Source organism: Plantibacter flavus (assembly GCF_900177615.1).
Lineage (GTDB): Bacteria > Actinomycetota > Actinomycetes > Actinomycetales > Microbacteriaceae > Plantibacter > Plantibacter flavus.
Window position 1 is genome coordinate 150,518 of the sequence record NZ_FXAP01000005.1, and the last position, 26,541, is coordinate 177,058.

Here is a 26,541-nt window from a genome sequence, read left to right on the forward strand (position 1 = left end):
GATGTCCTAGTCGATGGTGACGTAGTCGGGGCCGGAGTAGTGGCCGGTGGTGAGTTTCTGACGCTGCAGGAGCACGTCGTTGAGGAGGCTCGAGGCGCCGAAGCGGAACAGGTGCGGCTGGAGCCACTCCTCGCCGACCGTCTCCGCGACGGTCACGAGGTACTTGATCGCGTCCTTCGAGGAACGGATGCCGCCGGCGGGCTTCACACCGATCTGCTCACCGGTGAGGCGGTGCCAGTCCCGGACGACCTCGAGCATGAGGAGGGTGACCGGGAGGGTGGCCGCGGGCGCGACCTTGCCGGTGGACGTCTTGATGAAGTCGCCACCCGCGAGGATGGCGAGCCAGGAGGCGCGCTTGACGTTGTCGTAGGTGTTCAGCTCGCCGGTCTCGAGGATGACCTTGAGGTGCGCCGAGGTGCCGTCGCTCCGACGGCAGGCCTCCTTGACCGCGACGATCTCGTCGAAGACCTGGCCGTACCGGCCGGAGAGGAACGCACCCCGGTCGATGACCATGTCGATCTCGTCCGCTCCGGCGTCGACGGCATCGGCCGTGTCGGCCAGCTTGACTGCGAGGGAGGCGCGTCCGCTCGGGAAGGCCGTCGCAACCGCCGCGACGTTGATCCCGCCGGCGTCGTGTGCCGCACCCGGCTGCGTGTGCGCCGCACCGAGCGCCTCGACAGCGTACGGCACCATGTCGCCGTAGACGCAGACCGCGGCGACGCGCGGAGTGGACGGATCGCCGGCGTCCGGGGTGATGGCCTTGGCCACGAGGGAGCGCACCTTGCCGGGGGTGTCGGCGCCCTCGAGGGTGGTGAGGTCGATGAGTTCGATGATGCGGTCGAGGGCCCACGCCTTCGACGTCGTCTTGATCGAGCGCGTGCCGAGGTCCGCTGCGCGCTGTTCGAGCCCGACGGCGTCGACGCCAGCGAGGCCGTCGAGGTAGCGTCTGAGGCTGGCGTCGGTGACGGGGCCGTCGACGAGTTCGAGCGCCGTCGGCTTCGCCACGAGGTCGCCTGGTGGAGTGGTCATGGTGCGTTCCTTCCGAGCAGTTCCTGCTCCGGGGTGTGCTGCTTGGCGGATGATGGTTCGTGGTCGGCGAGGAGCGCCGTCGCGGTCGCCTCGTCGGTGACGAGCACGGTGCAGAGGCCGCTGCTGACGACGGCTCTCGCGACGGCGTGCTTCTGCGCTCCGGCGATGACCGCGATGCTGCGACCGGCACGCCGGAGCGCTTCGAGTCCGAGCCCGACCGTGCGCTCGTCGAGTGTGGGGTCGACGATCATGCCCTCGGCGTCGATGTAGCGGCCGACGACGTCCCCGACGGCACCGCGTGCGACCAGGACGTCGACGTCTGCGGCCGTGAGGTATCCGCTGTGGACGAGGGCGGAGTCGGGTCCGGCCACGCCGGCACCGTACAGGTAGGTGTCGGCCGCTGCGGCCGTGCGGAGCACCTCCGCGACCGTGCGGTCCGACTCGATGCTCAGCTTCGTCTCCAAGCGCTCGAAGATCGCCGGGCTCGGGAGCAGGGTGACGTCGCCACGGCCCTTCTCGGCGATCCGTGCAGCCGTGGCGGCCGCGGTGCCGACGCGCTGGTTGAGGCTCACGCCGCCGTTGATCTGCACCACGGAGAGCCCCGTCGCCCAGCCGTCGGACAGGTGGTCGGCGATGTCGCGCAGCGTCCTCCCCCAGCTCACGCCGAGCGTCCGCGGCACCGGTCGCATGGCGCCGAGGTAGTCGGCCGCCGCGCGAGCGACGCGTTCGTGGAGGTCGGCACTGTCGCTCGGGCTCGGCACGACGACCGCGTCCGCGAGTCCGAAGCGCTCGCGGAGCGCCCGTTCGAGTGGGAGACGGCGTGCGCGCGGGTGCACGATCTCGATGCGGATGTAGCCGAGTTCGCGGGCCTGGGCGAGGAGCCGGCCGACCTTCCACCGCGTGATGCCGAGCAGCGCGCCGATCTCGTCCTGGGTCTTCGTCTCGTCGTAGTACAGCTCCGCGGCGCGCACCGCGAGCAGCTCGTCACTTTCGATCACCTCGGGCCTCCTCCGGATCGTCTCCAGCCTAGGACGCCACCACCACCCGGACAACGTCTGTTGGCGCCCATGCTCAGATGAGCAGGGGGCGATACGCCGATGCGCATCGTCGCCGGGGATCTGTCAGGAGATCCGGAACAAACCGGTCAACGACCTCGTGCTGCGAGGTCGGCCTCGATCGTCGTCGGTCGGCCGGTGATACGGCCGGCGATGGCGCACAGCGCGCCGGTCGCCAGCAGGAGCAGCAACGGGACGGTCCACGATCCGGTCACGGCGTGCAGCAGGCTCACGACCAGGGGGCCGAGTGCGCCGAGGGTGTAGCCGACGCTCTGCACGAAGCCGCTCAGGGCGACCGCGCCCTCGTGCGTCGCCGTCCGCAGGTTGATGAGCACGAGGGCGAGCGGGAACAGGAGCGGGCCGAGCCCGGCGAGCAGCACCCACAGCCACGTGAGCGTCGCCGGCCACAGGAGCAGGCCGAGATAGCCGAGCACGAAGCACGCGCTCGCGACGTAGACGAGGACGGCGACGTTCCGCAGCCTCGCGACGAGCATCGGGACGATCAGGCTCGCCGGGACACCCATCGCGGAGAAGAGTGAGAGCAGCAGGCCACCCTGGGCCGGGGTGACGCCGGCGACGTCACCGACGATGGTGGGGAGCCAGGTGAACATCGCGTAGGCGTTCAGCGACGAGGTGGCGAACACCGCAGCGATGGCCCACGCGATCGGCGAGCGGTGGACGAGGACGCGACCGGCGCGGGGCACCTCCTCGATCTCGGGGTCCGTCGCCGCGGCGGCCCGGGCATCCCGACGCTCCCGGACGATGAGCGCGATCCAGGGCAGCACGGCGAGCATGGCGACGATGGACCACACGCCAAGCGACACCTGCCACCCCGCGGCATCGGCGACCGGCACGGCGATCAGCGGCGGGATGAACGTGCTGACCGACAGGACCGTCGCGTAGAGGGAGGTGACCAGGCCGACGCGGTCGGGGAAGTACTTCTTGACCAGCGGCGGCAGCACGACGTTGCCGATGCCGATCCCGGCGAAGCAGAGCGCACTCCCGATGGCGAGGACGGCGAAGTCGGGGGCGAGCGAGCGCATCAGGTGCCCGGCGACGATCGAGCCGAGCGCGATGAGCAGCACCGGCTCGAGGTGCAGCCGACGCACGAGTCGCGGGGTGAAGACGCCGAAGAGGGCGAAGCACAGTGGCGGCAGCATCCCGAGGAGCCCCAGCCCGACCGACCCCACGCCGATGTCGCCGTCGATCTCGGCGAAGATCGGCGACAGCGAGGTGACGGCCGTGCGGAGGTTCGCCGCGACCAGCACGATACCGACGAGTGCGAGGGCCCTCCCCCGCCACAGGGGACGCGGACCCACTAGGACAGCATCCGGCGCGCGCGCTCGACGTCGTCGGTCATCTGCACGATGAGCGGCTCGATCCCGGTGAACGCGACCATGCCGCGGATGCGCTCGACGAATTGCACCTCGACCTCGTCGTCGTAGAGGTCGAGATCGGTCTCGTCGAGGACGTAGGCCTCGACCTGCTTCTGCGGGACGCCGTCGAAGGTCGGGTTGTTCCCGACCGAGATCGCCGCCGGATACCGACGTCCTCGCCAGAACAACCAACCCGCAAACACACCGTCTGCGGGGATGAGACCCTGCGAATCCGGAGACAGGTTGGCGGTCGGGAAGCCGAGTTCCCGGCCACGCTTGGCACCGTGGACGACGACGCCCCGCACGCCGGGCGGACGACCGAGGAGTCGCGACGCCTCGCGGACGTCACCCTCCTCGAGGAGTTCGCGGATCCAGGTGGACGACACCCGACGCCCGCCGCCGGGACGGACGTCGTCGACGACGCGCACGGAGAACCCGTAGACCTCGCCGAACGACTCCAGCGTGGCGACCGTGCCGAGGCCGCGATGGCCGAAACGGAAGTCCTCGCCGACGAGCACCGTCCTGGCGTGCAACGCTCCGACGAGGATCGAGGTGACGAACTCCTCGGGCGTGAGCTGGGCCAGTGTCTGGTCGAAGCGCAGCAGCAAGGCGGCGTCGACCCCGGCGGCCGCCAGGAGACCGAGCTTCTGCTCGTTGCTCACGAGCGATGCCGGGCAACGGTCGGGGTTGATGAGACTCAGCGGGTTGCGGTCGAAGGTGACGGCGACGGAGCTGAGACCGGCGGCCGAGGCCTCCTCGAGGAGCGCGGCGACGACCGCGCGGTGACCCGTGTGGACGCCGTCGAACTTGCCGATGGTGACGGCCGACGGTCCGAAGGCGTCGGGGACCTGGTCGAGCTCGGTGAACGTGATCATTTGCCGGTACGCCGATGTCCGGCCAACCACCACAGTCCGAGAATCGGGAGGACGAGCGGGATGAAGACGTACCCGCGACCGAAGACAGACCAGACCGTGTCGTGGGGGAAGAGCTCGGGATCGAGCAGGCTCAGCAAGCCGACGATCAGGACCCCGGCGAGCTCGAAGGAGATCGTGGCCCAGGCGATCCGCCGCCAGACGGCGCCTGGAGCGACGAGCGAGACGGTCGCCAGGATGTACACCACCGCGGCGACGGCCGAGAGCAGATAGGCCAGGGGCGCCTCGTCGAACTTGGTCGTGATCTGCACCACGGACCGGCCGGTGGCGGCGAGCGCCAGGATGCCGTAGACGGCGACGAGCACGACCCCGACACCACGGACGCGTGGACGGGCTGGAGCGATGGTGGGGAGAGGCATGACCCGACGATTCTATGCGACGCAGGCCCTCGCCCAGGCACTACGCGACGGTCACGCGAGCTGCGGTGCCGTCGTCTTCCACCGCCGTCGGTGCGCCGACGGTCAGCCGAGCTGGACGGTCCAGATCTGCTCCATGCGGTAGAGCATCACCGCGATCGCGAGACAGACGACGCCGAGCACGACCGTCGACCATCGGGTGCGCTCGACGAGCGCCCAGAACCCGCCGGCGATCGGCAGGATCATCGCGGAGACGAGGTAGGTGTAGAACTCGGGCACACTCCCCGTGGCGGTGTTCCCGAATGCGGGCGCGGCGATCGCCACCACCAGCTGCGCGATGAGGAGGACCTCCACGAGTGCCGTCGCCCCCATCGTCAGGTCGTTCGGCGCACGCCCGGCGAACCCGAGCACGATGCAGAGGAGCCCGGCCACGACCGCGACCGCGATCTGGGCGAGGGTGAACCACTCGATCATGCCGGTTCCTCCGCCGGGAAGTTCACGACCGACTTGAGCGAGCCGCCACGGCGCTCGACGAGCCCCACCAGTCGGCCGTCCGGCGCGACGGCGGCGATCGGACCGGTGTGGCCGGCCGGCAGCTCGCGTTCGAGCCGCTTCCCGTGGCCGAGGTCGACCGCCTCCTGCTCCGTGAGCTCGAGGGCACCGAACAGGCGCTTCGCGACGTCGGCCGGGTGCAACAGAGCCGTCTCCACGTCGAGGTCGTCGATCGTCGACGCGTCCGTGACGTCGAAGGGTCCGATCCGGGTCCGGCGAAGCGCGGTGAGATGGCCGCCGACGCCGAGGGATGCCCCCAGGTCACGGGCGAGGGCGCGGATGTAGGTGCCGGAGGAGCAGACGACCCGGACGTCGACGTCGACGGCCGCACCATCCCGACGGATGGCCAGCACGTCGAACGCGCTCACGGTGACCGCACGGGACTTCAGCTCCACCTCGATCCCCTCGCGGGCCAGGGCGTAGGCGCGCTTCCCGCCCACCTTGATGGCGCTCACCGTGCTCGGCACCTGCTCGATGTCGCCCGTCAGCGGACGGATCGCGGCGATGATCGCGTCGTCGTCCACGGCAGCCACCGCGGCCTGGTCGGCGCGCTCGGTGACCTCACCTTCGGCGTCGTCGGTGGAGGTCGCCTCGCCGAGGCGGATGGTCGCCGTGTACTCCTTGTCGAGACCGACGATGAACGTCAGCAGTCGGGTCGACGAGCGCGTGCCCAACACGAGCAGACCGGTGGCCATGGGGTCGAGCGTTCCCGCATGCCCCACCTTGCGCGTGCCGGCGAGCCGTCGCACCCGGGCGACCGCGTCGTGGGAGGTGTGCCCCTGCGGCTTGTCGATGAGGAGGATACCGGGACGGGCGGACGCCGACCCGGGTGCTGCTGTGCTGTTCTCGACCACCCTGCAACGGTACCAGCGGCGGTCGGCACCGCCGGGCGGCCGGAGCACCCCTGGGCGGCGGTGCTCAGCAGAAGTCGGCGAAGATCCGCCGTGGGTGCCGCTCGTCCGTGTTGTCCACGAGGGCGGTCGCCCGCGCGGTCGGGTCGTCGTCCTTGCGGTAGAGCGCCTGCCCGCCCACGTAGCGCACGTTGGACGGCGCCATCGGGTCGGCGTCGACGCCGAGGCGCTCGTGCAGCCGCTCGTAGGCCGTCACCACCGGGACGTCGAGCCAGACCGACGCATGCCAGAGGCCGCGGAGCTCAGGACGGTTCAGGAAGACGCCGTCGACGATGAGGACGGCGTCCTGCGGGCCGGTCGTCCAACGCAAGGGAGCGCCGACGTCGCGCTGCTCATCGAACCCGACGAGTTGGAAACCGGCGCTGCCAGCCAGGCGGAAGGGCTCGACGAGCACCCGGCGAAACAGCGAGTAGTCGAACGAGTCGAGCCAGTAGCCCTCGGCCGAGTCCCGCCCCCGCGCGTACCGTTCCTCGCGAGGACGGTGGAAGTCGTCGATCGAGGCGCGGAACACCGCGCGTCCGGCCTCGTCGAACACCTCGGCCAATCCATCGGCGAACGCCGCCGTCCCGGACCCGCTGACGCCGTCCACCGCGATGAGGGTGCGGCCGCGTGGGTAGTCCCGCTGGAACTGGTCTCGCAGTTGCCGGAGCAACTCGATCCGTGGTGTCGTGACGAGCTTCATGGCGCCGAGCCTACCCGCGCGGATCGTAGGCTGGTGCGGTGCCGCCCGAACCCTCCGACCTCGCCCCGCTCGTGACGGGATGGTTCCGCACCAACGCGCGCGACCTCCCGTGGCGACGCCCTGGGTTCCCTGCCTGGGGCACGCTCGTGTCGGAGTTCATGCTCCAGCAGACGCAGGTCAGCCGGGTGATCCCGCGGCTCGAGGAGTGGCTCGGGCGCTGGCCGACGCCCGCCGACCTGGCGGCCGAACCACCGGCCGAAGCCGTCCGTGCCTGGGGCCGACTCGGCTATCCGCGCCGAGCGCTCTGGCTCCATGCGGCGGCCACCCAGATCGCCGAACGGCACGACGGCATCGTCCCGTCGGACGTGGACCAGCTCCTGGCGCTCACCGGCATCGGTGCCTACACCGCTCGCGCCGTCGCCGTCTTCGCCTACGGCGACCGGCACCCGGTGGTGGACACGAACACCCGACGGGTCATCGCCCGATCCGTTCGCGGCCAAGGCGAGCCCGGCCCACCGAACGCCAAGGCGGACCTCCCCGCCATGGCGGCGCTCCTGCCGGAGTCCCGCTCGGAGGCAGCCGTCTTCAACGCCGGGCTGATGGAGATCGGCGCGGTGGTCTGCACAGCGCGAGCACCGCGGTGCGAGGAGTGTCCGCTCCGCGAGGTGTGCGCTTGGCGCGCAGCGGGATACCCGGCCTACGACGGACCGGTCAAGACGAAGCAGAAGCAGTTCGCGGGCAGCGACCGACAGGTCCGGGGCATCATCATGGCCGAGCTCCGCTCGACCCACCGCTCACTGACGGACGAAGAGCTCCGGGCGCTCTGGCCCGACGGCGAGCAGTTCGACCGCGCACTCGCAGGACTGGTCGCCGACCGCCTCGCGGTTCGCGTCGACGGCGGGTACGCCCTCCCCCACGACTGACCGGTCCCTCAGCCCCACCCGGTCCCTGAGCCCACCCGGTCCTCAGCCCCACCCGGTCCCCCAGCCCCACGCGGTCCCTGAGCCCTACGCGGCCCCTGAGCCTTAACCCGGTCCCTGAGCTTGTCGAAGGGCGCACTTCGACAGGCTCAGTGACCGAACGCAACAATCCACCCGTCGACGGGCTCAGTGACCGGATGAAGGAATCCCCACGTCGACAGGCTCAGTGACCGGACGTAACAATCCACCCGTCGCCAGGCTCAGTGACCGGATGACGGAATCCCCACCTCGACAGGCTCAGTGACCGGATGACGGAATCCCGGTCCCTGAGCCTGTCGAAGGGTGGTGCGAGGCGTCTAATCCTCGGCGTCGACGTCGCGCGGCTTGACGTAGGGGTCCTCGTCGCCAGCGTAGGCGGCGCCGGCGGCAAGCCCGGCCACCTCGGTGTCGCGGTTCTTCGCCTCGCGCAGCAGGTCTTCGATGTGCTGCGCGTTCTCCGGGATCGCGTCCAGGAAGAAGTCGAGGCTCGGGGTCAGCCGGGTGTTGATGTTGCGGCCGATCTCGGCACGCAACAGGCCCTTGGCGGACTCGAGCGCGGCCGAGGTGTCGGCGCGTTCCTCGTCGGAGCCGTACACCGTGTAGAACACGTTCGCGTGCTGGAGGTCGCCGGTCACCTGTACGTCGGTGATCGTCACGAAGCCGAGCCGCGGGTCGCGGATGCCCTTGTCGAGCCGTTTGGCGATGACTTCCTTGATGCGGTCCGCCAACTTGCGGGCCCTGGGGTTCTCTGCCATCTCGTCCTCCTCTGATGACCGTCGGGCGGAGGGCCGCCAGACGGATGCTGCACACACAATACAAGCAGGAATCCCCGCCGCCCTCCCGGAGGAGGACGACGGGGACCGGCCGAGCGGACTAGCCGCGCGGCTTCTCCTTCATTTCGATCGTCTCGATCTCGTCACCGATCTGGATGTCGTTGAACTTGCCGAGACCGATACCGGCCTCGAAGTCCGTACGCACCTCGGTGACGTCGTCCTTGAACCGACGCAGCGATTCGATCGCCAGGCTGTCGCCGACCACGACGCCGTCGCGGATGACCCGCGCCTTGGCGTTCCTCGTGATCGTGCCCGAGCGGACGATGACACCCGCGATGTTGCCGAACTTGGAGGAACGGAACACCTCGCGGATCTCTGCGACACCGGACTGGACCTCTTCGTACTCGGGCTTGAGCATGCCGGTGAGGCTCTGCTCGACGTCCTCGAGTGCGTTGTAGATGACCGAGTAGAACCGGACGTCCACACCCTCACGGGCCGCACGCTCGCGGGCCTTCGGGTCGGGGCGCACGTTGAACCCGATGATGATCGCGTTGTCGATCGTGGCGAGGTTGACGTCGGACTCGGTGACCGCACCGACACCGCGGTGGATGATCCGCAGCTGGACGCTGTCGTCGACGTCGATCTTGAGCAGCGACTCCTCGAGTGCCTCGACGGCACCGGAGACGTCACCCTTGATGATGAGGTTGAGCGACTCGACCTTGCCCTCTTCGAGTGCACGGGTGAAGTCCTCGAGCGAGATGCGCTTGCGAGCCTTGGCCAGAGCGGCGTTGCGCTCCGCGGCTTCACGCTTCTCGGCGATCTGACGCGCGGTGCGGTCCTCCTCGGTGACGAGGAAGGTGTCGCCGGCCCGAGGAACACTCGAGAGGCCCTGCACCTGGACGGGACGCGAGGGACCCGCCTCGGCGACGGTGTCGCCGTTCTCGTCGACCATCGCACGGACGCGGCCGTAGGCCGTACCGGCGACGATCGCGTCACCGACGCGGAGCGTACCCGACTGGATGAGGACGGTCGCGACGGAACCGCGGCCCTTGTCGAGCTTGGCCTCGATGGCCACACCGCGTGCATCCTTGTTCGGGTTGGCGCGCAGGTCGAGACCGGCGTCCGCGGTGAGCAGCACGGCGTCGAGGAGGTCCTTGATGCCGGTGCCGGCACGAGCCGAGACGTCGACGAACATGACGTCTCCGCCGTACTCCTCGGCGACGAGGCCGTACTCGGTCAGCTGCTGGCGCACCTTGGCCGGGTTGGCGTCGGGCTTGTCCACCTTGTTGACCGCGACGACGATCGGCACGTTGGCCGCCTGCGCGTGGTTCAAGGCCTCCACCGTCTGCGGCATGATGCCGTCGTCGGCAGCGACCACGAGGATCGCGATGTCGGTGACCTGCGCACCACGAGCACGCATGGCGGTGAACGCCTCGTGACCCGGGGTGTCGATGAAGGTGATCGGACGCTCGATGCCCTCGTGCTCCGCGACGACCTGGTACGCACCGATGTGCTGCGTGATGCCACCGGCCTCGCCGGCGACGACGTTCGCGTTGCGGATGGCGTCGAGGAGGCGCGTCTTACCGTGGTCGACGTGACCCATGACGGTGACCACGGGAGGACGGATGGCGAGGTCCTCGTCGGACTCGTCTTCCAGCTCCTGGTCGAGGTCGATGTCGAAGCCCTCGAGGAGCTCCCGGTCCTCGTCCTCGGGCGAGACCATCTGGATCTTGTAGCCGAGCTCGGAACCGAGCACGTCGAAGGTCGCCTCGTCGAGCGACTCCGTCGCCGTCGCCATCTCACCGAGGTGGAACAGCACGGTGACGAGGTTGCCGGGGCTGGCGTCGATCTTGTCGGCGAAGTCCGAGATGGACGCGCCACGACGCAGACGGATGATGGTGTTGCCGTCGCCGCGGGGGACGCTCACGCCGCCGAGCGACGGGGCTTCCCGCAGCTCGAATTCGGCCCTCTTCGTCCGCTTCGACTTGCGTGCCTTGCTCTTGCCGCCACCGCGACCGAAGGCACCTGCGGTACCACCGCCGGGTCCGCGACCACGACCGCCGCCGCCACCAGGGCGACCGGCGAATCCACCGGCGGGTGCACCACCGGGGGCACCACCGGGACGGAAGCCGCCACCGGCGCCACCGGGACGGAAGCCGCCGCCGCCGGCGGGACGACCTGCGCCACCCGGACGACCGGGGCCACCGGGACGCTGACCCTGGCCGACGCCCGGACGGGGCGAGCCGGGGCGCGGAGCCTGCGGACGCGGGATGTTGCTGGGGTTCGGACGCTGACCCATGCCCTGAGCCGCTGCGAACGGGTTGTTCCCCGGACGCGGCGTGCCGGTCGGGCGCTGGCCCATGCCCTGCGAGGACGCGAACGGGTTGTTCCCCGGACGCGGAGCACCGGGACGGGGGCCGCCCGGCTTCGCGGCGTCGCCGGAGGGCGAGTCGCCGGCGGCCGGAGCCGCGGGTGCGGACGGTGCCGCCGGGGCAGCGGCCGCGGGTGCCTCCGCCGCAGGGGCGGGGGCGGCGGGAGCCTTCGGGCCTGGGGACGCCTGCTTCGGCGCAGGCGCAGCGGGCGCCTCAGCCTTGGGGGCGGGTGCCGCGGGGGCCGGAGCCTTGGGTGCGGCGGGACCAGGGGTGGGAGCGCCGGGCGTGGCCGGTCGCTTCGCCGGGGCGGCGGGGGCGGCTGACGCCTTCGCACCCTCGGCCTCGAGGGCGGCGCGCAGCTTGCGGGCCACCGGTGGTTCGATACTGGAAGACGGTCCCTTGACGAACTCGCCCAATTCCTTGAGCTTCGCCATGGCGATCTTGCTGTCTACTCCGAGTTCGGATGCGATCTCGTGTACACGTGGTTTTGCAGCCACAATTCTCCTGTCTGAGCTTGCACCCAGGCAGGGGCAAGCGTTAGTGGTGGACGGTGCTCATTTCGAGCCGCTCATGAGTTGTCCATTAGCCGTTCAGCCTGTTCTCTCGGAATGCCGCACCCGGGTGGGGCGGCAGCAGGATGGAGGCCCGGGATCCGGGCCTGATACCTGCGGTGGGAAGCACGGTGTGCGCCGGAGCGCTCTCGCGTGCAGTCACCATCGTACACCCCGACCCTGGGTGCGGGCTCACCACCGGATCGTGAGCGGGTCGTTCGAGCCCGACGACGTCATTCAGCCGTCGGGGCGGCCGGTTCCGTCGACACGAAGACCCGGACTGCCGACGCGTCGGGTCCCGCATTCAATCTGAGCGCCCTCGTGAACGCTCGACGCTGCACCGCCTGGTCGACGCACGCCGACGTCGGGTGCACCCAGGATCCGCGACCCGGCAGGCGCGCCGCGGCGTCGGGGATGAGCGCCCCCTCGACCGCGACGACGCGCAGCAGTGCCGAGCGCGGCTCGCGACGGCGACAGCCGACGCAGGTCCGCACCGGTTCCATCCGGTTCAGTCCGATTCGAGGATCGAGTCCGGCTGGATGTCGATCTTGGCGCCCGTGAGCTTGGCGGCGAGACGGGCGTTCTGCCCCTCCTTGCCGATCGCGAGCGACAGCTGGTAGTCGGGCACGAGCGCCCGGACGGCCTTGAGTGACTGGTCGATGACGTACGAGCTCGTGACCTTGGCCGGCGAGAGCGCGTTCGCGACGAACGTCGGCAGGTCGGGCGAGTAGTCGACGATGTCGATCTTCTCGGCACCCAGCTCGTCGGTGACTGCGCGGACACGACGCCCGAGCTCACCGATGCAGGCGCCCTTGGCGTTGATGCTCGGGTCGTTCGCCTTCACCGCGATCTTGGTCCGGTGTCCGGCCTCGCGAGCGAGTGAGACGATCTCGACGATGCCGGATGCGATCTCCGGGACCTCCAACGCGAACAGCTTCCGTACGAGTCCGGGGTGGGTGCGCGAGACGGTGATCTGCGGACCCTTGAGGCCCTTCGTCACGCTCGTCACGTACACGCGGATGCGTGCACCGTGCGGGTACTCCTCGCCGGCCACCTGCTCCTCGGGCGGAAGGATCGCCTCGATGGTGCCGAGGTCGACGTGGATCATGCGCGGGTTCGGGCCCTGCTGGATGACGCCCGCGATGATGTCGCCCTCGCGGCCCTTGAACTCACCGAGGACGGCGTCGTCCTGGATGTCGCGGAGCCGCTGGAAGATGACCTGCTTCGCGGCGAAGGCGGCGATGCGACCGAAGTCGTCCGGCGTGCTCTCGGCCTCCCCGATCAGGACGCCCTCGTCGTCGAACTCGGGCACGAACACCCCGACGTGGCCGGTCTTGCGGTCGAGCTGGACACGGGCCGCCGGGACGTCGCCGCGCGCGGTGGTGTCGGTACCCTCGGTGCTCTTCAGGTACGCACTCAGGATGGCCTGCTCGATGATCACGACGAGCTCCTCGAACGGGATCTCCTTCTCGCGTTCGATCGACTTCAACAAACCGAGATCGATGTCCATCGATGGCCTCCTCTATTCAACTGGTGGTGCCGCGGCAAGACGTGCAGCGGCACGACGGGCATGCTGCTGCCGTGCTGCCGAACCCGTCTGTCTACGGTACCGGATGCAGAGGGGTACGTCATCCACCCAGCTGGGAGGCCCCCGCGCGTCCTCGAGGGTCCCGCCCCCGGCTCGACCGCGTCTCGGGGCGGGTGACATGATTGGCCAATGGTCTTGGGCGAGCTGCGGAACGTCATGCGGAGCACGAGGGTGAGGATCCTCGTCGCGATCCTGCTCGCGACGACGCTCTCGATGACGCTCGTGGGCGTCTCCACCTACACGCTCGGCCGGCAGCAGACACTCGCGACCATCGACGCCCGCCTGGAGCACAGCGCCGAGCTCATCGCCTTCATGGTGGTCGGTTCAGGCGACTCCGCCGACGCCCCGGCGACGAGCGACGCGGCCGTCGACGCGGTGATGCGACGCTGGATCTTCGCCGAGGACGAGACCGCCATCGGTGTGCGCGCCGACGGCTCGACGGTCGCGCCCAGCGCCCCGTCCGCCTTCCGCCTCGACGACGACTTGCAGCTGCTCGACACCATCACGGCCCGGTCGTCCCGCGGCGTCGTCACGGGCGAGGCCACCGGTGACCGCAGCGTGCGGTACGCGATCATCCCGGTGCAGGTCGTCGGCGACCCGAGTGTGGCCCACGTCGTCATCGCCACCGACGTGCACGCGGCACTCGCGGAGTCCCGAGGCATCCTCGCCGTCGAGATCGTCGTCGCCGTGGTGTGCCTGCTCCTGCTCGGCCTCGTCGGCTGGCAGCTCGCGGGTGGACTACTCCACCCCATCCGACTGCTGCGGGACGCTGCGGCCCGCATCACCGAGTCGGACCTCGACGAGCGGATCCCGGTCGTCGGTCGCGACGACGTCTCCGAGCTCACCACGACCGTGAACGGCATGCTGGACCGGCTCGACGAGGCCTTCACCAGTCAACGCCAGCTGCTCGACGACGTCGGCCACGAGCTGAAGACGCCGCTGACCATCGTGCGCGGACACCTCGAGCTCCTCGATCCGTCCGACCCCGCGGAAGTGGCCGCCACCCGGGACCTCGCCCTCGACGAACTCGATCGGATGAGCTCCCTCGTCGCCGACATCACGGAGCTCTCGACAGCCGGACTCGCGTCGACCCTCGACCGGGAACCGGTCGACATCGAGGCGTTCACCGCCTCGGTCCACGAGAAGGCCACGGCGATCTCGACCGAACACGAGTGGACCCTGGGCGAGCAGGCCGCGCTCACCGCGGACGTCGACGCCGGGCGCCTGGCCCAGGCCTGGCTGCAGCTCGCGGACAACGCCGCGAAGTACTCCCCGGCCGGGTCGACGATCGTGATCTCGAGCCGGTTCGACGAGTCGGACGACCCGGCGCTCGTGCTCTCCGTCGCCGACGACGGGCCCGGGGTACCGGAGGCGCTCCGCGAACGCATCTTCGACCGGTTCACCCGGGTGAGCGGTGGACGGGGCGTCGCCGGCTCCGGCCTCGGCCTCTCGATCGTGCAGGCGATCGCCGCGGCACACGGCGGGTGGGCCGAGGTCGAGGACACGCAGCAGGCCGGCTCCCTCTTCAGCATCCGACTGCCGCTCGCGGTGGCGGACGACGACGAGGGGTCCGACGCGGACCTCGACCTCGACCCGGACGAGACCGCGGCGATCCCCCGCAGCGCGATGGCCCAGGCGATCGCACTGCGAGAGGCGCAGGCGGCTCAGGAAGCCGCTGAGGCGCAGACGACCGCGGCGATGCAGGCCGGACCGACACCCGGCGATGCTCGCCCCACGATCGACGCACCACCACGCTCGCGAGCACCGTCCCCTGAGGACGACTTCCCGGACCTCGTCGACACCTCGGCTCGGCGGAGTGCGCCGGAGGACCACGCATGAGCCGGATCCTGGTCGCCGAGGACGAGACGCGGATCTCCGCGTTCGTGAGCAAGGGCCTGCGTGCCGCCGGGCACACGGCGGACGTGACGGTCGACGGCTCGCAGGTCGTCGAGCTGGCGGAGAGCGGCGACTTCGACCTGCTCGTCCTCGACATCGGTCTGCCCGGTGTCGACGGCTTCGAGGTGCTCAGGCAGCTGCGCGACGACGGCAGCGAGCTCCCCGTCATCATCCTGACCGCCCGCGATTCGGCCCGGGACCTCGTGGCGGGCCTCGACGGCGGGGCGAACGACTACATGTCGAAGCCCTTCCGGTTCGAGGAGCTCCTGGCCAGGATCCGCCGACGCCTGGCCGAGCGGGCACCGACGTCGACCACCGCCGTCCAGGAACGGCTGTCGGTCGGGCATCTGGAGCTCGAGCTGCGCGAACGGCGCGTCCTCGTCGACGGTGTGCCGGTCGAGCTGTCCACCCGCGAGTTCGCCCTCGCCGAGGAGTTCTTCCGCCACCCGGACCAGATCCTCAGCCGTGAGGAACTCCTCAGCCGGGTCTGGGGCTACGACTTCGATCCCGGTTCGAACGTCGTCGACGTCTACGTGCGGTACCTCCGGAACAAGATCGGCAAGGACGCCATCGCGACGGTCCGCGGAGCCGGCTACCGACTCAGCACGAGAGCGCAGTAGCGGTCGTCATTCCCTGCGGATGACGACCGTTACTGCGCTCTCGCGCGCGGCTGTGGACAACGCTGGGGCAGGATTCCGCCGGCTTGCGAAGGTATGGGGATGCGACCCCCTCGACCTCTGCCCGCCCACCTCGCCGACCGCGCGTTCACGACCGACGACGTCGGACTGCACGGACAGTCGGTCGGACGTCTCCGAGGACGTGACCTGTCGTCGCCGTATCGCGGCGTGCGGACCGTCGGCATCGATCTCGATTCCGTGCGCGGACGGTGCCGTGCGTACGAACCGCTCCTGGGACGCTCGCGGGTCTTCAGCCACGCCACCGCCGCACTCCTCCTCGACCTGCCCCTCCCACCGCGGGTCGCCTCCGCGCCGGAGCTCCATGTCGGCGCACGCGACGGGACGACGCCTCCCCGAGCGCGCGGCATCGTCGGCCATCGCCTGGCTCCTGACACCGTCGTCGCCTTCGCCCATGGGCACCCGGTGACCGCCGCCCTCGACACCTGGCGTTCGCTCGCGGATGTCCTGCCACAGGAGGAGCTCGTCGCCGTCGGGGACCGCATCGTGTCCGGCGTGCGGATTGGGACGGATCGGACCGACGTGCTCGCCTCCGTCGCCGATCTCCGGCAGGCGGCCCTCGAGCACCGAGGACGACGCGGGGCAGCTGCGCTCAGATGGGCCGCGGCGCGGGTCAGGACCGGCGTCGACTCCCGTCCCGAATCACTCCTCCGCCTCGCCGTCGTCGAAGCGGGGCTTCCCGAGCCGCTCGTCGGACACCCCGTCGTCGTCGATCACGGGGGCTTGACGCTTCACCCGGACCTCGCGGACATCTGCGCGCGACTCTTGTACGAATACGAGGGCGACTACCACCGGACCGAGCGCCACCGGTTCCGGAACGACATCCATCGGCGGGAACTGCTTGAAGACGCAGGGTGGCGGGTGATCCGCGTCACCGCCGACGACCTCTTCGTCCGCCGCCAACAGTTCATCCGGAGGATCCGGCAGCTCCACGCAGCGAGAGCGCAGTAGCGGTCGTCATTCCCTGCGGATGACGACCGTTACTGCGCTCTCGCGGCTCAGAGGGCGAGGTCGGCGATCGCGACCCGGTCCTTCGTGCCGGCGGCCCGGTCCCAGAGCTCGACGAAGCCCTCGGTGGCCTCGCGACCGACGACTACCACGACGGGCACACCGATCAGCTCGGCGTCACCGAACTTGACGCCCGGGGACACCTTGCCGGTGCGGTCGTCGTAGAGGACGTCCTTCCCGCTCGCCTCGAGGGAGGCCACGAGTTCCTCGGCCACCTCGAAGATCGCCGCGTCACGTCCTGCTGCGACGACGTGCACGTCGAACGGGGCGACGGCCTTCGGCCAGATGAGACCGCGCTCGTCGTTGTTGCCCTCGGCGATGATCGCGAGGATGCGGGTGATCCCGATGCCGTAGGAGCCCATGGTCACCGTGACGAGCTTGCCGTTCTCGTCGAGCACCTTGAGTCCGAGCGCCTCGGCGTACTTGCGCCCGAGCTGGAAGACGTGTCCGATCTCCATGCCTCGAGCGAGCTCGACCGGCCCGGAGCCGTCGGGCGCGGGGTCGCCGGCGCGGACCTCCGCCGCCTCGACGAAGCCGTCGGCGGTGAAGTCGCGCCCGGCGACGAGGCCGAAGACGTGCTGCTGATCGACGTTCGCGCCGGTGATCCACTCGGTGCCGTCGACGACCCGGGGGTCGAGGAAGTACCGGATCTCCGTTGCCGACTCCTCACCGAGGACGGGCCCCTGCGGGGACCACGGTCCGATGTAGCCCTTGACGAGCCCGGCGTTCGCGGCGAAGTCCGCTTCGGTCGCGGCCTCCACCTCTGCGGGGCTGAAGGCCACCTCGACGCGCTTGAGGTCGACGTCGCGGTCGCCAGGGAGGCCGATGACGACCAGCTCGCGCGAGCCGTCGAGGTGCTGCAGCGCCAGCACGACGTTCTTGAGGGTGTCGGCGGCCGTCCAGGCGCGTCCGTCGTCGCGCGGGTGCCGCTCGTTGGCGAGGTCGACGAGCGTCGAGATCGTCGGGGTGTTCGGCGAATCGAAGACCGTCGCGGGTGCCAGACCCTCGATGGGGCGGGCTTCCGGGACCTCGGTGGTGTAAGCCTCGACGTTGGCGGCGTACCCGCCGGCCGAGCGCACGAAGGTGTCCTCACCGACCGCGGTGGGGTGCAGGAACTCCTCGCTCCGCGAACCGCCCATCGCGCCGGCATCGGCCTGCACGATCTCGTACTCCAGGCCGAGCCGCGTGAAGATGCGCTCGTAGGCGTCGCGCTGCGCCTGGTAGCTCGCGTCGAGCCCGGCGTCGGACACGTCGAACGAGTAGGCGTCCTTCATCGTGAACTCACGACCGCGCAGGAGGCCTGCCCGGGGACGGGCCTCGTCGCGGTACTTGTCCTGGATCTGGTAGATCGAGAGGGGCAGGTCCTTGTAGGAGGAGTACAGGTCTTTCACGAGCAGGGTGAAGACCTCCTCGTGCGTCGGCGCCAGCAGGTAGTCGGCACCCTTGCGGTCGTGCAGGCGGAAGAGGGCGTCGCCGTACTCCTCCCACCGGCCGGTGACCTCGTAGGGCTCCCGCGGCAGGAGCGCGGGGAAGTGCACCTCGAACGCGCCGGCGTTCGCCATCTCCTCGCGGACGATCGCCTCGATCTTGTTCTTCACCCGCAACCCGAGCGGCAACCAGGCGAAGACACCCGGCGCCTGGCGGCGGATGTACCCCGCCCGCACCAGCAGGCGGTGACTCGTCACCTCCGCGTCGGAGGGGTCTTCACGGAGCGTGCGGAGGAAGTAATTCGAAAGGCGCGTAACCACCTGTCCATGCTAGTCCGTCACACGCAGGCAGCCCGGAACCGCTACCAGGGGCGATCGGCGAAGTTCCCGTTGTCGTTGTTCCGACCGCGGTTCTTGGCGTCCTCGGTCGACTTGTCCTGCTGGGCGTCCTGTCCGGCGTCCTTCAACTTGTCGACCTTCCCGTCGACCTCGCTGTCACCGGTACCGCTCGAGCCGCTCGAGTCGCCGTCGCCCTGTCCCCCGTTCGAAGGATCCCGCTGGCCCTGCCCGCCAGACCGGTCGCGCTGGTCCGTCGCATCCTGACGTTTGCGGTCGATACGATCGCCGGTGTCCTGCAGGTTCTCGCCAGGCGTCCCCTTGGGGTCGATCGCGTCGGGCTGCTGCCCGGTTCCGCCCTGATCGCCCTGGTCACCTTGGTCACCCTGGTCCCCCTGGTCGCCCTGGTCGCCCTGATCGCCCTGGTCCCCTTGGTCACCCTGGTCCCCCTGGCCGCCCTGGTCGCCCTGGTCGCCCTGGTCCCCTTGGTTGCCCTGGCCGCCTTGATCGCCCGGGGCCCCTTGGTCGCCCTGGTCGTCTTGACCTCCCTGACCACCTTGATCGCCCTCATCCCCCTGGCCACCCTGGTCCTGCTGGTCCTGCTGGTCCTGCTGGTCCTCGTTCTGCTCCTGGGACTCGCCCTCGAAACAGTCCTCGCCCTCGTCGACGATGCGCTTCGCGGTGTCGTAGAGGTTGATGGCGCCCTGGAAGAACTGGCCCTTCACGTACTCGTCGGCCTGGGTCTCGTACGCGCGCGCCAGGTTGACCCGCACGATGCAGGCGGTCTCCTCCGTCGGGGCGAGCTCGAGCGCCTTGCCGAGGTCGTCGGTCCCCTGCACCCAGTCCTGTCCGGCCGCAGCTGCGGTGCCCCGGTCGAACCAGGCGATCCACGGCTCGACGACGTTCGCTGTGAAGAGGTGCCCCGCGCTCAACTGCGCCCCGGAGTAGTCCTCGGCGCGGTACTCGGCGATCGCCGACTGCGCGACGACCGGCAAGCTCACGAACTTGACCCCGACGACGAGCGCGACGAGGACCAGCGGAAGGGACCACCAGAACAGCCGACGGCGCAACCGGGTGACCTCGGCCGGGGCCAGCGGCGGACGCCGCGGTTCCTCGAGCCGTGGCCGTGGCTCCGGGCTGCGCGGCGCATCGTCGGGCCGGTCGGTCCGGGTCCGATCGTCGAAGAGGGTCATGCCTGCCCACCCTTCGTCCGTCGGAGCTCGCCCAGCGCGCCGACCAGGCCGGGGAGCTCGGTGAGCAGCAGCACACCGAACCCGAGCGCGAACACCCAGTACAGCTCATCAGTGCGCCGGATGTCCACCTCGTCCTCGACGGTGACGCCGCCGACGGCGAGGCCGTCGAGTGCGTCGTCGAGCGACGCACCCGGTGTCCTGATCTCCGCCTCGACGCCGAGCTGTGACGCGATCGTCTCGAGTGCGCCCGGATCCAGCCGGGACACGGCGGGCTCACCGGTCGAGTAGTCCTGGATGTAGCGGACGCTGCCGTCCTGGTACCCGGAGAACTCGCGCATGGTCCCACCGGCCTCGGTCCCGTAGCCGAGCACGCCGCCGCCGCCGATGAGCGGTGCGATGCTCTCGAACGACCCGGGGGCCGCGCCACTCGTCTGTTCGCCGTCACCGAGGTAGAACATGATCCGGTTCCGACCAGGCTCCTGCTCCTCGGCCTGCGTCAGCAGCGTGGTCATGAACTCCACCGGTGCGTCGATGCTGCTGCCGCGGGAGTAGGTGGTGATCTCCTGCGTCATCGCCTCCGCAGCCGACCGGAGCGCCGTCGCGTCGGTCGTGAGGGGCATGCGCTGGACGGCCACGGCGTCGAACGTCACGAGCGCGTAGCGGGCACCGGCCAGCCGGTCGGCGATACCGGTGATGTCGGCCTTCGCACCGTCGAGTCGGGTCGGCGGCTTCGGGGCGCCGTTCTCGTCCGTCCCCGATGCGGTCTCGTCCGACCAGTCCTCGGCGGCCATCGAGCTCGTCGTGTCCACGACGAAGTAGACGTCGAGGTCGCCCATCGCGGACGGCGGGCGATGGTTGCCGGGGATGGTCGGTCGGAGGGCGATGATCACGAGCACGACGACCATGGCCAGTCGGGCGATCCAGTGCCAGGCTCCTGGCCGCCGCACCCCGGCGAGGAACTGCCAGACGGCGAAGGCCGCGAGGACGGTGCCGAGCACGACGACGGCCCAGATCGGCAGAACGGGGTTGATGGTCATCGGCGCAACCTCCAGGCGAGCAGCATGAGCGCCGTGAGGCCGCCGAACGCCGCCAGCACGAACACGAACGGCTCGTCGACCTGCACGAGCTGTTTGGCGCCCTTCAGCGTCTTCGTCTGCTCCGCCGTGATCTGCTGGACGATGCCGCCGACCGCGCCGGGGTCGGAGAGCGCGTAGTAGTCCCCGCCGGTGGACGTCACGACCTCGTCCATCTCCGCGGCGAGGTCGTCGAGGTAGTCCTTACTGGAGACGTCGCCGGGGTTGATCCCGTACACCGTCACGTCCTGCGCCTTCGCGTACGCGCCGGCCTCCTCGAGCGTGAGGATCGGCTCGCCGGCGACGTAGTTGTCGGTCGCGAGCACGATCGAGCGCGACCGTTCCTCGCCGACCTGGTCGAACCGCATGACGCAGGACCCGAGACCGTCGCCGATGAGGGACGACCCGTTCCCGAGATCGGTGCCGTTCCAGTACTCGTAGTCACTCTCCGGCGAGGTGAGGTCCTCGACGAGGTGGTCGAGCTGCGCGGCCACGTAGTCGTAGTCGCTCGTCAGCGGGAAGTACGTGGTCGCGGACGCGTTGAACAGGACGAGCGCGATCCTCTCACCGTCGAACCGCTGCACGAGCTTCTCGAACACCCCGACCAGCGCGGCGTCGTACTCCGTCATCGACCCGGACACGTCGAGGCAGAGCACGATGTCGCGGTTACGCAGTTCGGGCTGGAACACCGTCGTGCTCACCACGCGGGACCCGAGGGCCGTGCCGGCGAGCAGCAGCACCCCGAGCGCGGCGATCGTCGCGATGATGAGGCGCCGGTACCGCGACAGCGCGCGACGGTATCCGGGGAGCGCGGTGAGCCGTTCGGAGTGCGCGACCCACAGCGGCTCGGCGTTCGCTTTCCGGCGCCGCCCGGTGCGGGCCACGAGGACGACGGCAGCGACCACCGCGGCCACGGCGAGGAGCCAGACGAGCGGCATCCACCAGTAGATCAGCTCCACGTCGTCACCACCTGGCGGGCGAGCGTGGCGGCCTCGGCGACGCTGCCCGTCTCGGCCTCGCGGAATTCGACGGGGTAGTAGGCCGACACGGCACGACTGAGTGGCGCGAGTCCGGCGCGATCGAGGTCTGCGAGGGTCATGACCTGGGCGCGGACGCCGCTGGACTCGTGCGCGTACATCCGGAGGATCGCGCCGAGCCGTTGGTGGGCGCGCCGCGTACTCAGGGCGCCGTCCCCGTGCTCGCGCTCGATCTCGCCGATGAGTGCGAGGTAGCGGTCGCGCAGGACGGTCGGCGACGGCTGCGGCGCCGGGCGCGGAGCGCTCCCGCGCGCGCGACGGCGCACGTGGGCGAGCATCCAGACGTACCACCCGATCACGAGCGCGATGAGCACGAGTCCGAGCACCGGCCAGAGCAGCGTGTACTGGACCGGTGCGTAGTAGCCGTTATCGCCGGGCATGTCGGTGGGCCTCGAGGAGGTGGAAGAGGACGGGGACGACGTCGTCGGCCCCGGTCACGCGCTGACCGCTGATGCCGAGTTCCTCGAGCTGGTCGAGGTGTCTGGCGGTCGCGCTGGTGACGGCCTCGGTGAACTCGCGACGGAGCGCGTCGTCCGACCGGATGAAGGCCGGCAGGGACCGCTCGTCGGCGACGTCGACCATCGCCCGACCGGTGTACTCCGCGCGCATGAGGTCGGCGTCCCCGACCGAGATCCAGAGCACCTCGTGCTGGACGTGCAGGCGACGGAGGATCTCCGACCGCTTCGGCGTGATCTCCTCGTCGTCCGAGACGATCACGAGCAGACAGCGCTGCTTGACCGACCGCGCCGCGTAGCCGAGCAGCTCGTCGAGACCGCTCTGGGGCGCCGCGAGCGATGCACGCCGGTCGATGTGCTGCAGCAGGCGTTCGAGTGCCGATTCGGTGCCAGCGGGTCGGACGAGTTCCGGTGCGGCGGCGTCGCCGGCGACGAGACCGACGAGGTCGCCGTGCCGGATCGCGAGGTACCCCAGGATGCCGACCGCGAGGATGGCGACCTCGCGTTTGGTGCTCCCACCCTCGGCGAGCGCCGCGAGATCACGACCCGTGTCGACGACGAACAGCACCTGGTGCTTCCGCGTGGCGATGAATCGCTTCACGAGCGGAGCGCCGTGTCTGGCCGTCGCCTTCCAGTCGATGTCCTTGATCTCGTCGCCCGGGGTGTACTCGCGGAGGTCGTCGAAGTCGAGGCTCCTGCCCTGGAACACCGAACGGTACTCGCCGTCGAGCATCCCCCGCACGCGGCGGTGGGCGTGGATGAAGAGTTTGGACTTCACCCGGTGGAGCAGCGGGGCCGACACGGGCCTACGGTGCCTGGACCGCTCCGAAGACGGCGTCGATGATCGTCTCGGGCGAGACGTCGTCGGCCGCGGCTTCGAAGTTCAGGATGATGCGGTGCCGCAGCACCTGGTGGCGGTAGCCCTTGACGTCCTCGGGGATGACGTGGTCACGCCCGGCGAGGATCGCGAGCGCCCGCGCGACGGTGCTGAACGCGATGCTGGCACGGGGGCTCGCCCCGTACTCGATGTAGCTCGCGAGCTTCGGCGGCAGGTAGTCGCTCGCATGGCGGGTGACGTAGACCGTCTGGACGATGTAGTTGAGGATCGATGCGTCGAGGTAGACCCGCTTGGCGAGGGACTGCAGGAACAGGACGTCCTCGAGGCTCACCCCCGGGCGGTCCTGGTCGGTCTCGTAGAGCCCGGAGTTCACCCGACGGACGATCTCAGCCTCCTCGCCGATCGTCGGGTAGTCGAGCACCTCCTTGAGGAGGAAGCGGTCGAGCTGCGCCTCGGGCAGGTGGTACGTGCCCTCCTGCTCGATGGGGTTCTGCGTGGCGAGCACGAAGAACGGCTTGGGCAACGGATAGTGCGTGCCGCCGATGGACGTCTGGCGCTCCTGCATCGCCTCGAGCATCGCGCTCTGGGTCTTCGCGCTCGACCGGTTGACCTCGTCGAGGAGCACGAAGTTCGCGTGCACTGGCCCGAGCTGGGTCTGGAACGCGCCGGTGCGGGCATCGTAGATCTGCGTGCCGATGATGTCGCTCGGCAACAGGTCGGGGGTGCACTGGATGCGCTTGAACGACGCGTTCACCGCTTGGGCGATCGATTCCGCGGCGGTCGTCTTCGCGAGTCCTGGGACACTCTCGAGCAGGACGTGTCCGCCCGAGACGAGTGCCGCGAGCAGGGTGGTGCGCAGGCCCTGCTGGCCGACCACCTTCGCATCGTAGGCACCGACGATCTCGGAGAGGATGCTGCGGGCCCGCTGCAGCTCGGCTGGCGCGATGGGGGTGCTCGGCGTCACGGTCAACTGGTCTCCCTGGCAAGGCGGGCGATTCGGCCGACGGTCGTCGTGCACGAATGTGCGGCGCGGTGTCCGGCGGTCAGGACAGTCTACGGGTGTACCTCGGCGGTCCGGCACGCTGTCCACAGGGTCAAGTCGCGCACCGGTCTGGGGGTGCTCGGGCAGGGGAACGAGGGTTCGACGCGCCGGCCACCGGATGGCCACCAGGGCGTCGGTCGCCGTTCGCCCACCGTCCCCCTCGCGTCCACCGCCGCTTCCTACCGTGGATCGATGACATCTGCAGCGCACGGGAGGCACCGGGAGACCGACGGCGCGACGGCGATCGTCCCGGTCAGGGGCGGTTCGAAGGGGATCCACCGCAAGAACCTCAGGACGGTCCGCGGGAGCACCCTGATCGCGCGATCGGTCGAAGGGCTACTGCGGTCGGGTGGCGTCTCGCGCGTGGTCGTCACGACCGATCACCCGGACCTCGCCGCCGCCGCCGTCGCCGCCGGTGCCGAGGTCATCGACCGGCCAGCCGAACTCGCCGAGGACAGCACTTCCTCCGAGGCCGCGCTCCTCCACGCGCTCGGCGTCCTCGCGGAGCGCGGCGAGCTGACCCCGGTGACGGTCTTCGCGCAGGCGACGTCGCCCTTCCTCGACGTGGAAGCACTCGACGACGCCGTCACCCTGGTCTCCTCCGGGCGGGCGGACTCCGTCTTCGCCGCGGTACTCGACCACGGATTCCTCTGGACGGAGAAGACGAAGGGCGCCCGAGGGATCGGTCACGACCACCGCGAGCGTCCCCGGAGGCAGGACCGCGCGCCGCAGTACCGCGAGACCGGCTCGTTCTACGTCTTCGACACGGACGGCTTCCTCGAGGCCCGGCACCGCTTCTTCGGCCGGATCGCGCCGGCCGTCACCAGGTCGTTCGCCGCACTCGACATCGACGAGCCGGAGGATCTGCTCGTCGCCGAGGCGATCGCCGGACTCGCCGAACGGCAGCTGGGCATCCCGTCGGGCTCGGAGCGTTCGGAGCACCACCTCGACGTCGACGCCGTCGTCACCGACTTCGACGGGGTCCACACCGACGACCGCGCCAGCATCGACGCCGACGGGGTCGAACGGGTGAGCGTCCATCGCGGTGACGGCCTCGGCGTCCGTCAGCTGCGCGAGGCCGGGCTGCCGTTCCTGATCCTGTCGACCGAGCGGGTCCCGATCGTCGCCGCACGCGCGGCCAAACTCGGCGTCGACGTCGTGTACGACTCCGCCGACAAGGCGACCGCGCTCCGCGACTGGGCCACGGCGAAGGGCGTCTCACTCGACCGCATCGCGTACCTCGGCAACGACGTCAACGACATCCCGGCCCTCGAGATCGTCGGCTGGCCGGTCGTCGTCGCCGATGCCCACCCGGAGGCGCGTGCCGTCTCCCGGCTCGTCCTGGAACGCCGAGGCGGCGACGGCGCCGTCCGCGAACTCGCCGACCTCGTCCTCGCCGCACGCGCGGCCCTCGACCCCCTGAAGCTGTCCACGCTGCAATCGAACGGAGCACGACCATGAGCATCCACCAGGACGCGAACGACACCACCGACCTCGACGGCCGGACGCAGCCGTCTCCCGTGCGCATCGACGGCATCCCCGTCGGCGGCGGCGCCCCCGCGTACGTCATCGGGGAGATCGGTCTCAACCACAACGGCGACGTGGAGCTCGCGAAGCGGCTCATCGACGTGGCCGCCGACGCCGGCGCGCAGGCCGTCAAGTTCCAGAAGCGCACGCCGGAGATCTCGACGCCGGCGCACATGCGCGACGTCCCGCGGCAGACGCCGTGGGGTGAGATGAGCTACCTCGAGTACCGCTACCGGGTCGAGTTCGACCGTGAGCAGTACATCGAGATCGGCGACCACGCCACCCTGCGCGGCCTCAGCTGGTTCGCCTCCCCCTGGGACGAACCGTCGGTCGACTTCCTCGAGGACCTGGGCGTCAGCGCACACAAGGTCGCGTCCGCCTCGGTGACCGACTCGGGCCTCCTGACCCGTCTCGCCGCGACCGGGAAGCCGATCATCCTCTCGACCGGCATGTCGACACTCGAGCAGATCGACCGTGCGGTCGAGATCCTCCGGGGCTCGCCGCTGGTCATCCTGCACGCGACCTCCACCTACCCCTTGCCCGCCGAAGAGGCGAACCTCCGGATGATCGACAGCCTCGCCGCCCGGTACCCCGGCGTGCCCATCGGGTACTCCGGCCACGAGACCGGTCTGCAGATCTCCCTCGCCGCGGTCGCCCTCGGCGCCACGATGGTGGAACGCCACATCACGCTCGACCGGGCCATGTGGGGCTCGGACCACGCCGCGTCGCTCGAACCGCACGGCTTCTCGAACCTCGTCCGCGACATCCGGGTCATCGAGACCGCCATGGGTGACGGCGTCAAGCGCATCTTCCCCGGCGAACTCGCTCCGCTCGCGAAGCTGCGCAGGGTCGATGCCTGATCGTGGGCCCCGCCGGCG

25 protein-coding genes are annotated in these 26,541 nt (G+C 70.0%); 6 read left to right on the forward strand and 19 right to left on the reverse strand.

Annotation, left to right across the window (positions count from 1 at the left end; genetic code table 11):
- Nucleotides 1–6: 6 nt before the first annotated feature.
- The 8 genes from deoC to B9Y95_RS15510 form a co-directional block, all read right to left on the reverse strand.
- A complete protein-coding gene (gene deoC / locus B9Y95_RS15475; protein WP_071262338.1) occupies nt 7–1,029 on the reverse strand; it encodes a deoxyribose-phosphate aldolase in 1,023 nt (340 codons plus the stop codon).
- Entirely contained in the window at nt 1,026–2,027 is a 1,002-nt protein-coding gene (locus tag B9Y95_RS15480) for a sugar-binding transcriptional regulator (protein ID WP_083397443.1), read from the reverse strand. The genes deoC and B9Y95_RS15480 overlap by 4 nt, the downstream gene beginning before the upstream one ends.
- 146 nt (nt 2,028–2,173) lie before the next feature.
- Complete coding sequence (locus tag B9Y95_RS15485) at nt 2,174–3,403, reverse strand: MFS transporter (RefSeq protein WP_085513152.1); 1,230 nt, start codon at nt 3,401–3,403, stop codon at nt 2,174–2,176.
- Nucleotides 3,403–4,335 carry a bifunctional riboflavin kinase/FAD synthetase gene (locus B9Y95_RS15490; protein WP_085513155.1) on the reverse strand — a complete coding sequence of 311 codons (933 nt, stop codon included), beginning with the start codon at nt 4,333–4,335 and terminating at the stop codon, nt 3,403–3,405. Before B9Y95_RS15490 ends, B9Y95_RS15485 begins: the two co-directional genes overlap by 1 nt.
- On the reverse strand, nt 4,332–4,751 hold the full coding sequence (locus tag B9Y95_RS15495; protein WP_085513157.1) for a hypothetical protein: 420 nt from the start codon (nt 4,749–4,751) through the stop codon (nt 4,332–4,334). The genes B9Y95_RS15490 and B9Y95_RS15495 overlap by 4 nt, the downstream gene beginning before the upstream one ends.
- 102 nt (nt 4,752–4,853) lie before the next feature.
- On the reverse strand, nt 4,854–5,222 hold the full coding sequence (locus tag B9Y95_RS15500; protein WP_064294504.1) for a hypothetical protein: 369 nt from the start codon (nt 5,220–5,222) through the stop codon (nt 4,854–4,856).
- The gene (gene truB / locus B9Y95_RS15505) at nt 5,219–6,154 is read right to left on the reverse strand and encodes a tRNA pseudouridine(55) synthase TruB (protein WP_085513158.1); all 936 of its coding nucleotides are present in this window, start codon (nt 6,152–6,154) and stop codon (nt 5,219–5,221) included. The genes B9Y95_RS15500 and truB overlap by 4 nt, the downstream gene beginning before the upstream one ends.
- Before the next feature lie 64 nt (nt 6,155–6,218).
- Nucleotides 6,219–6,893 carry a nucleoside/nucleotide kinase family protein gene (locus B9Y95_RS15510; protein ID WP_085513160.1) on the reverse strand — a complete coding sequence of 225 codons (675 nt, stop codon included), beginning with the start codon at nt 6,891–6,893 and terminating at the stop codon, nt 6,219–6,221.
- Between the two features lie 38 nt (nt 6,894–6,931).
- Between B9Y95_RS15510 and B9Y95_RS15515 the strand changes: the two genes are divergently transcribed.
- On the forward strand, nt 6,932–7,816 hold the full coding sequence (locus B9Y95_RS15515; protein ID WP_234994132.1) for an HhH-GPD family protein: 885 nt from the start codon (nt 6,932–6,934) through the stop codon (nt 7,814–7,816).
- A 353-nt stretch (nt 7,817–8,169) separates the two neighbouring features.
- Here B9Y95_RS15515 and rbfA read toward each other — a convergent pair whose 3' ends face one another.
- The 4 genes from rbfA to nusA form a co-directional block, all read right to left on the reverse strand.
- Nucleotides 8,170–8,607, reverse strand: a complete 438-nt coding sequence (gene rbfA / locus B9Y95_RS15520) for a 30S ribosome-binding factor RbfA (protein ID WP_079707157.1) — start codon at nt 8,605–8,607, stop codon at nt 8,170–8,172.
- A gap of 118 nt (nt 8,608–8,725) precedes the next feature.
- On the reverse strand, nt 8,726–11,431 hold the full coding sequence (gene infB / locus B9Y95_RS15525) for a translation initiation factor IF-2 (protein WP_234994133.1): 2,706 nt from the start codon (nt 11,429–11,431) through the stop codon (nt 8,726–8,728).
- A gap of 350 nt (nt 11,432–11,781) precedes the next feature.
- Nucleotides 11,782–12,051 (reverse strand): YlxR family protein, encoded by a 270-nt coding sequence (locus tag B9Y95_RS15530; RefSeq protein ID WP_085513166.1) that lies wholly within the window; start codon nt 12,049–12,051, stop codon nt 11,782–11,784.
- Nucleotides 12,052–12,056: 5 nt separating this feature from the next.
- Nucleotides 12,057–13,058, reverse strand: a complete 1,002-nt coding sequence (gene nusA / locus B9Y95_RS15535) for a transcription termination factor NusA (RefSeq protein WP_079707160.1) — start codon at nt 13,056–13,058, stop codon at nt 12,057–12,059.
- A gap of 207 nt (nt 13,059–13,265) precedes the next feature.
- Between nusA and B9Y95_RS15540 the strand changes: the two genes are divergently transcribed.
- The 3 genes from B9Y95_RS15540 (at nt 13,266) to B9Y95_RS15550 (ending at nt 16,678) form a co-directional block, all read left to right on the forward strand.
- Nucleotides 13,266–14,975 carry a sensor histidine kinase gene (locus tag B9Y95_RS15540; RefSeq protein WP_085513168.1) on the forward strand — a complete coding sequence of 570 codons (1,710 nt, stop codon included), beginning with the start codon at nt 13,266–13,268 and terminating at the stop codon, nt 14,973–14,975.
- On the forward strand, nt 14,972–15,652 hold the full coding sequence (locus B9Y95_RS15545) for a response regulator transcription factor (RefSeq protein ID WP_085513170.1): 681 nt from the start codon (nt 14,972–14,974) through the stop codon (nt 15,650–15,652). The genes B9Y95_RS15540 and B9Y95_RS15545 overlap by 4 nt, the downstream gene beginning before the upstream one ends.
- 99 nt (nt 15,653–15,751) lie before the next feature.
- Entirely contained in the window at nt 15,752–16,678 is a 927-nt protein-coding gene (locus B9Y95_RS15550; RefSeq protein WP_143736516.1) for a hypothetical protein, read from the forward strand.
- 47 nt (nt 16,679–16,725) lie between these two features.
- Here the strand turns inward: B9Y95_RS15550 and B9Y95_RS15555 are convergent, their stop codons facing one another.
- Genes B9Y95_RS15555 through B9Y95_RS15585 form a run of 7 tightly spaced genes read right to left on the reverse strand, consistent with a single transcriptional unit; the run spans nt 16,726 to nt 24,064 of the window.
- Entirely contained in the window at nt 16,726–18,483 is a 1,758-nt protein-coding gene (locus B9Y95_RS15555) for a proline--tRNA ligase (protein WP_085513174.1), read from the reverse strand.
- 41 nt (nt 18,484–18,524) lie between these two features.
- Nucleotides 18,525–19,691 carry a hypothetical protein gene (locus B9Y95_RS21035; RefSeq protein ID WP_234994134.1) on the reverse strand — a complete coding sequence of 389 codons (1,167 nt, stop codon included), beginning with the start codon at nt 19,689–19,691 and terminating at the stop codon, nt 18,525–18,527.
- Nucleotides 19,688–20,728, reverse strand: a complete 1,041-nt coding sequence (locus B9Y95_RS15565) for a VWA domain-containing protein (protein WP_085513176.1) — start codon at nt 20,726–20,728, stop codon at nt 19,688–19,690. Before B9Y95_RS15565 ends, B9Y95_RS21035 begins: the two co-directional genes overlap by 4 nt.
- Nucleotides 20,725–21,723 carry a vWA domain-containing protein gene (locus tag B9Y95_RS15570; protein ID WP_085513178.1) on the reverse strand — a complete coding sequence of 333 codons (999 nt, stop codon included), beginning with the start codon at nt 21,721–21,723 and terminating at the stop codon, nt 20,725–20,727. Before B9Y95_RS15570 ends, B9Y95_RS15565 begins: the two co-directional genes overlap by 4 nt.
- Complete coding sequence (locus tag B9Y95_RS15575; protein ID WP_079002737.1) at nt 21,714–22,181, reverse strand: hypothetical protein; 468 nt, start codon at nt 22,179–22,181, stop codon at nt 21,714–21,716. The genes B9Y95_RS15570 and B9Y95_RS15575 overlap by 10 nt, the downstream gene beginning before the upstream one ends.
- On the reverse strand, nt 22,168–23,058 hold the full coding sequence (locus B9Y95_RS15580) for a DUF58 domain-containing protein (RefSeq protein WP_234994135.1): 891 nt from the start codon (nt 23,056–23,058) through the stop codon (nt 22,168–22,170). The genes B9Y95_RS15575 and B9Y95_RS15580 overlap by 14 nt, the downstream gene beginning before the upstream one ends.
- A 4-nt stretch (nt 23,059–23,062) precedes the next feature.
- Nucleotides 23,063–24,064, reverse strand: coding sequence for an AAA family ATPase (locus B9Y95_RS15585; protein WP_064295340.1), 1,002 nt, complete (start codon nt 24,062–24,064; stop codon nt 23,063–23,065).
- 264 nt (nt 24,065–24,328) lie between these two features.
- On the opposite strand from B9Y95_RS15585, the gene B9Y95_RS15590 reads away from it, so the two are divergent.
- Nucleotides 24,329–25,597, forward strand: a complete 1,269-nt coding sequence (locus B9Y95_RS15590; RefSeq protein WP_085513180.1) for an acylneuraminate cytidylyltransferase — start codon at nt 24,329–24,331, stop codon at nt 25,595–25,597.
- A complete protein-coding gene (locus tag B9Y95_RS15595; protein ID WP_085513182.1) occupies nt 25,594–26,523 on the forward strand; it encodes an N-acetylneuraminate synthase family protein in 930 nt (309 codons plus the stop codon). Before B9Y95_RS15590 ends, B9Y95_RS15595 begins: the two co-directional genes overlap by 4 nt.
- Nucleotides 26,524–26,541 lie beyond the last annotated feature (18 nt).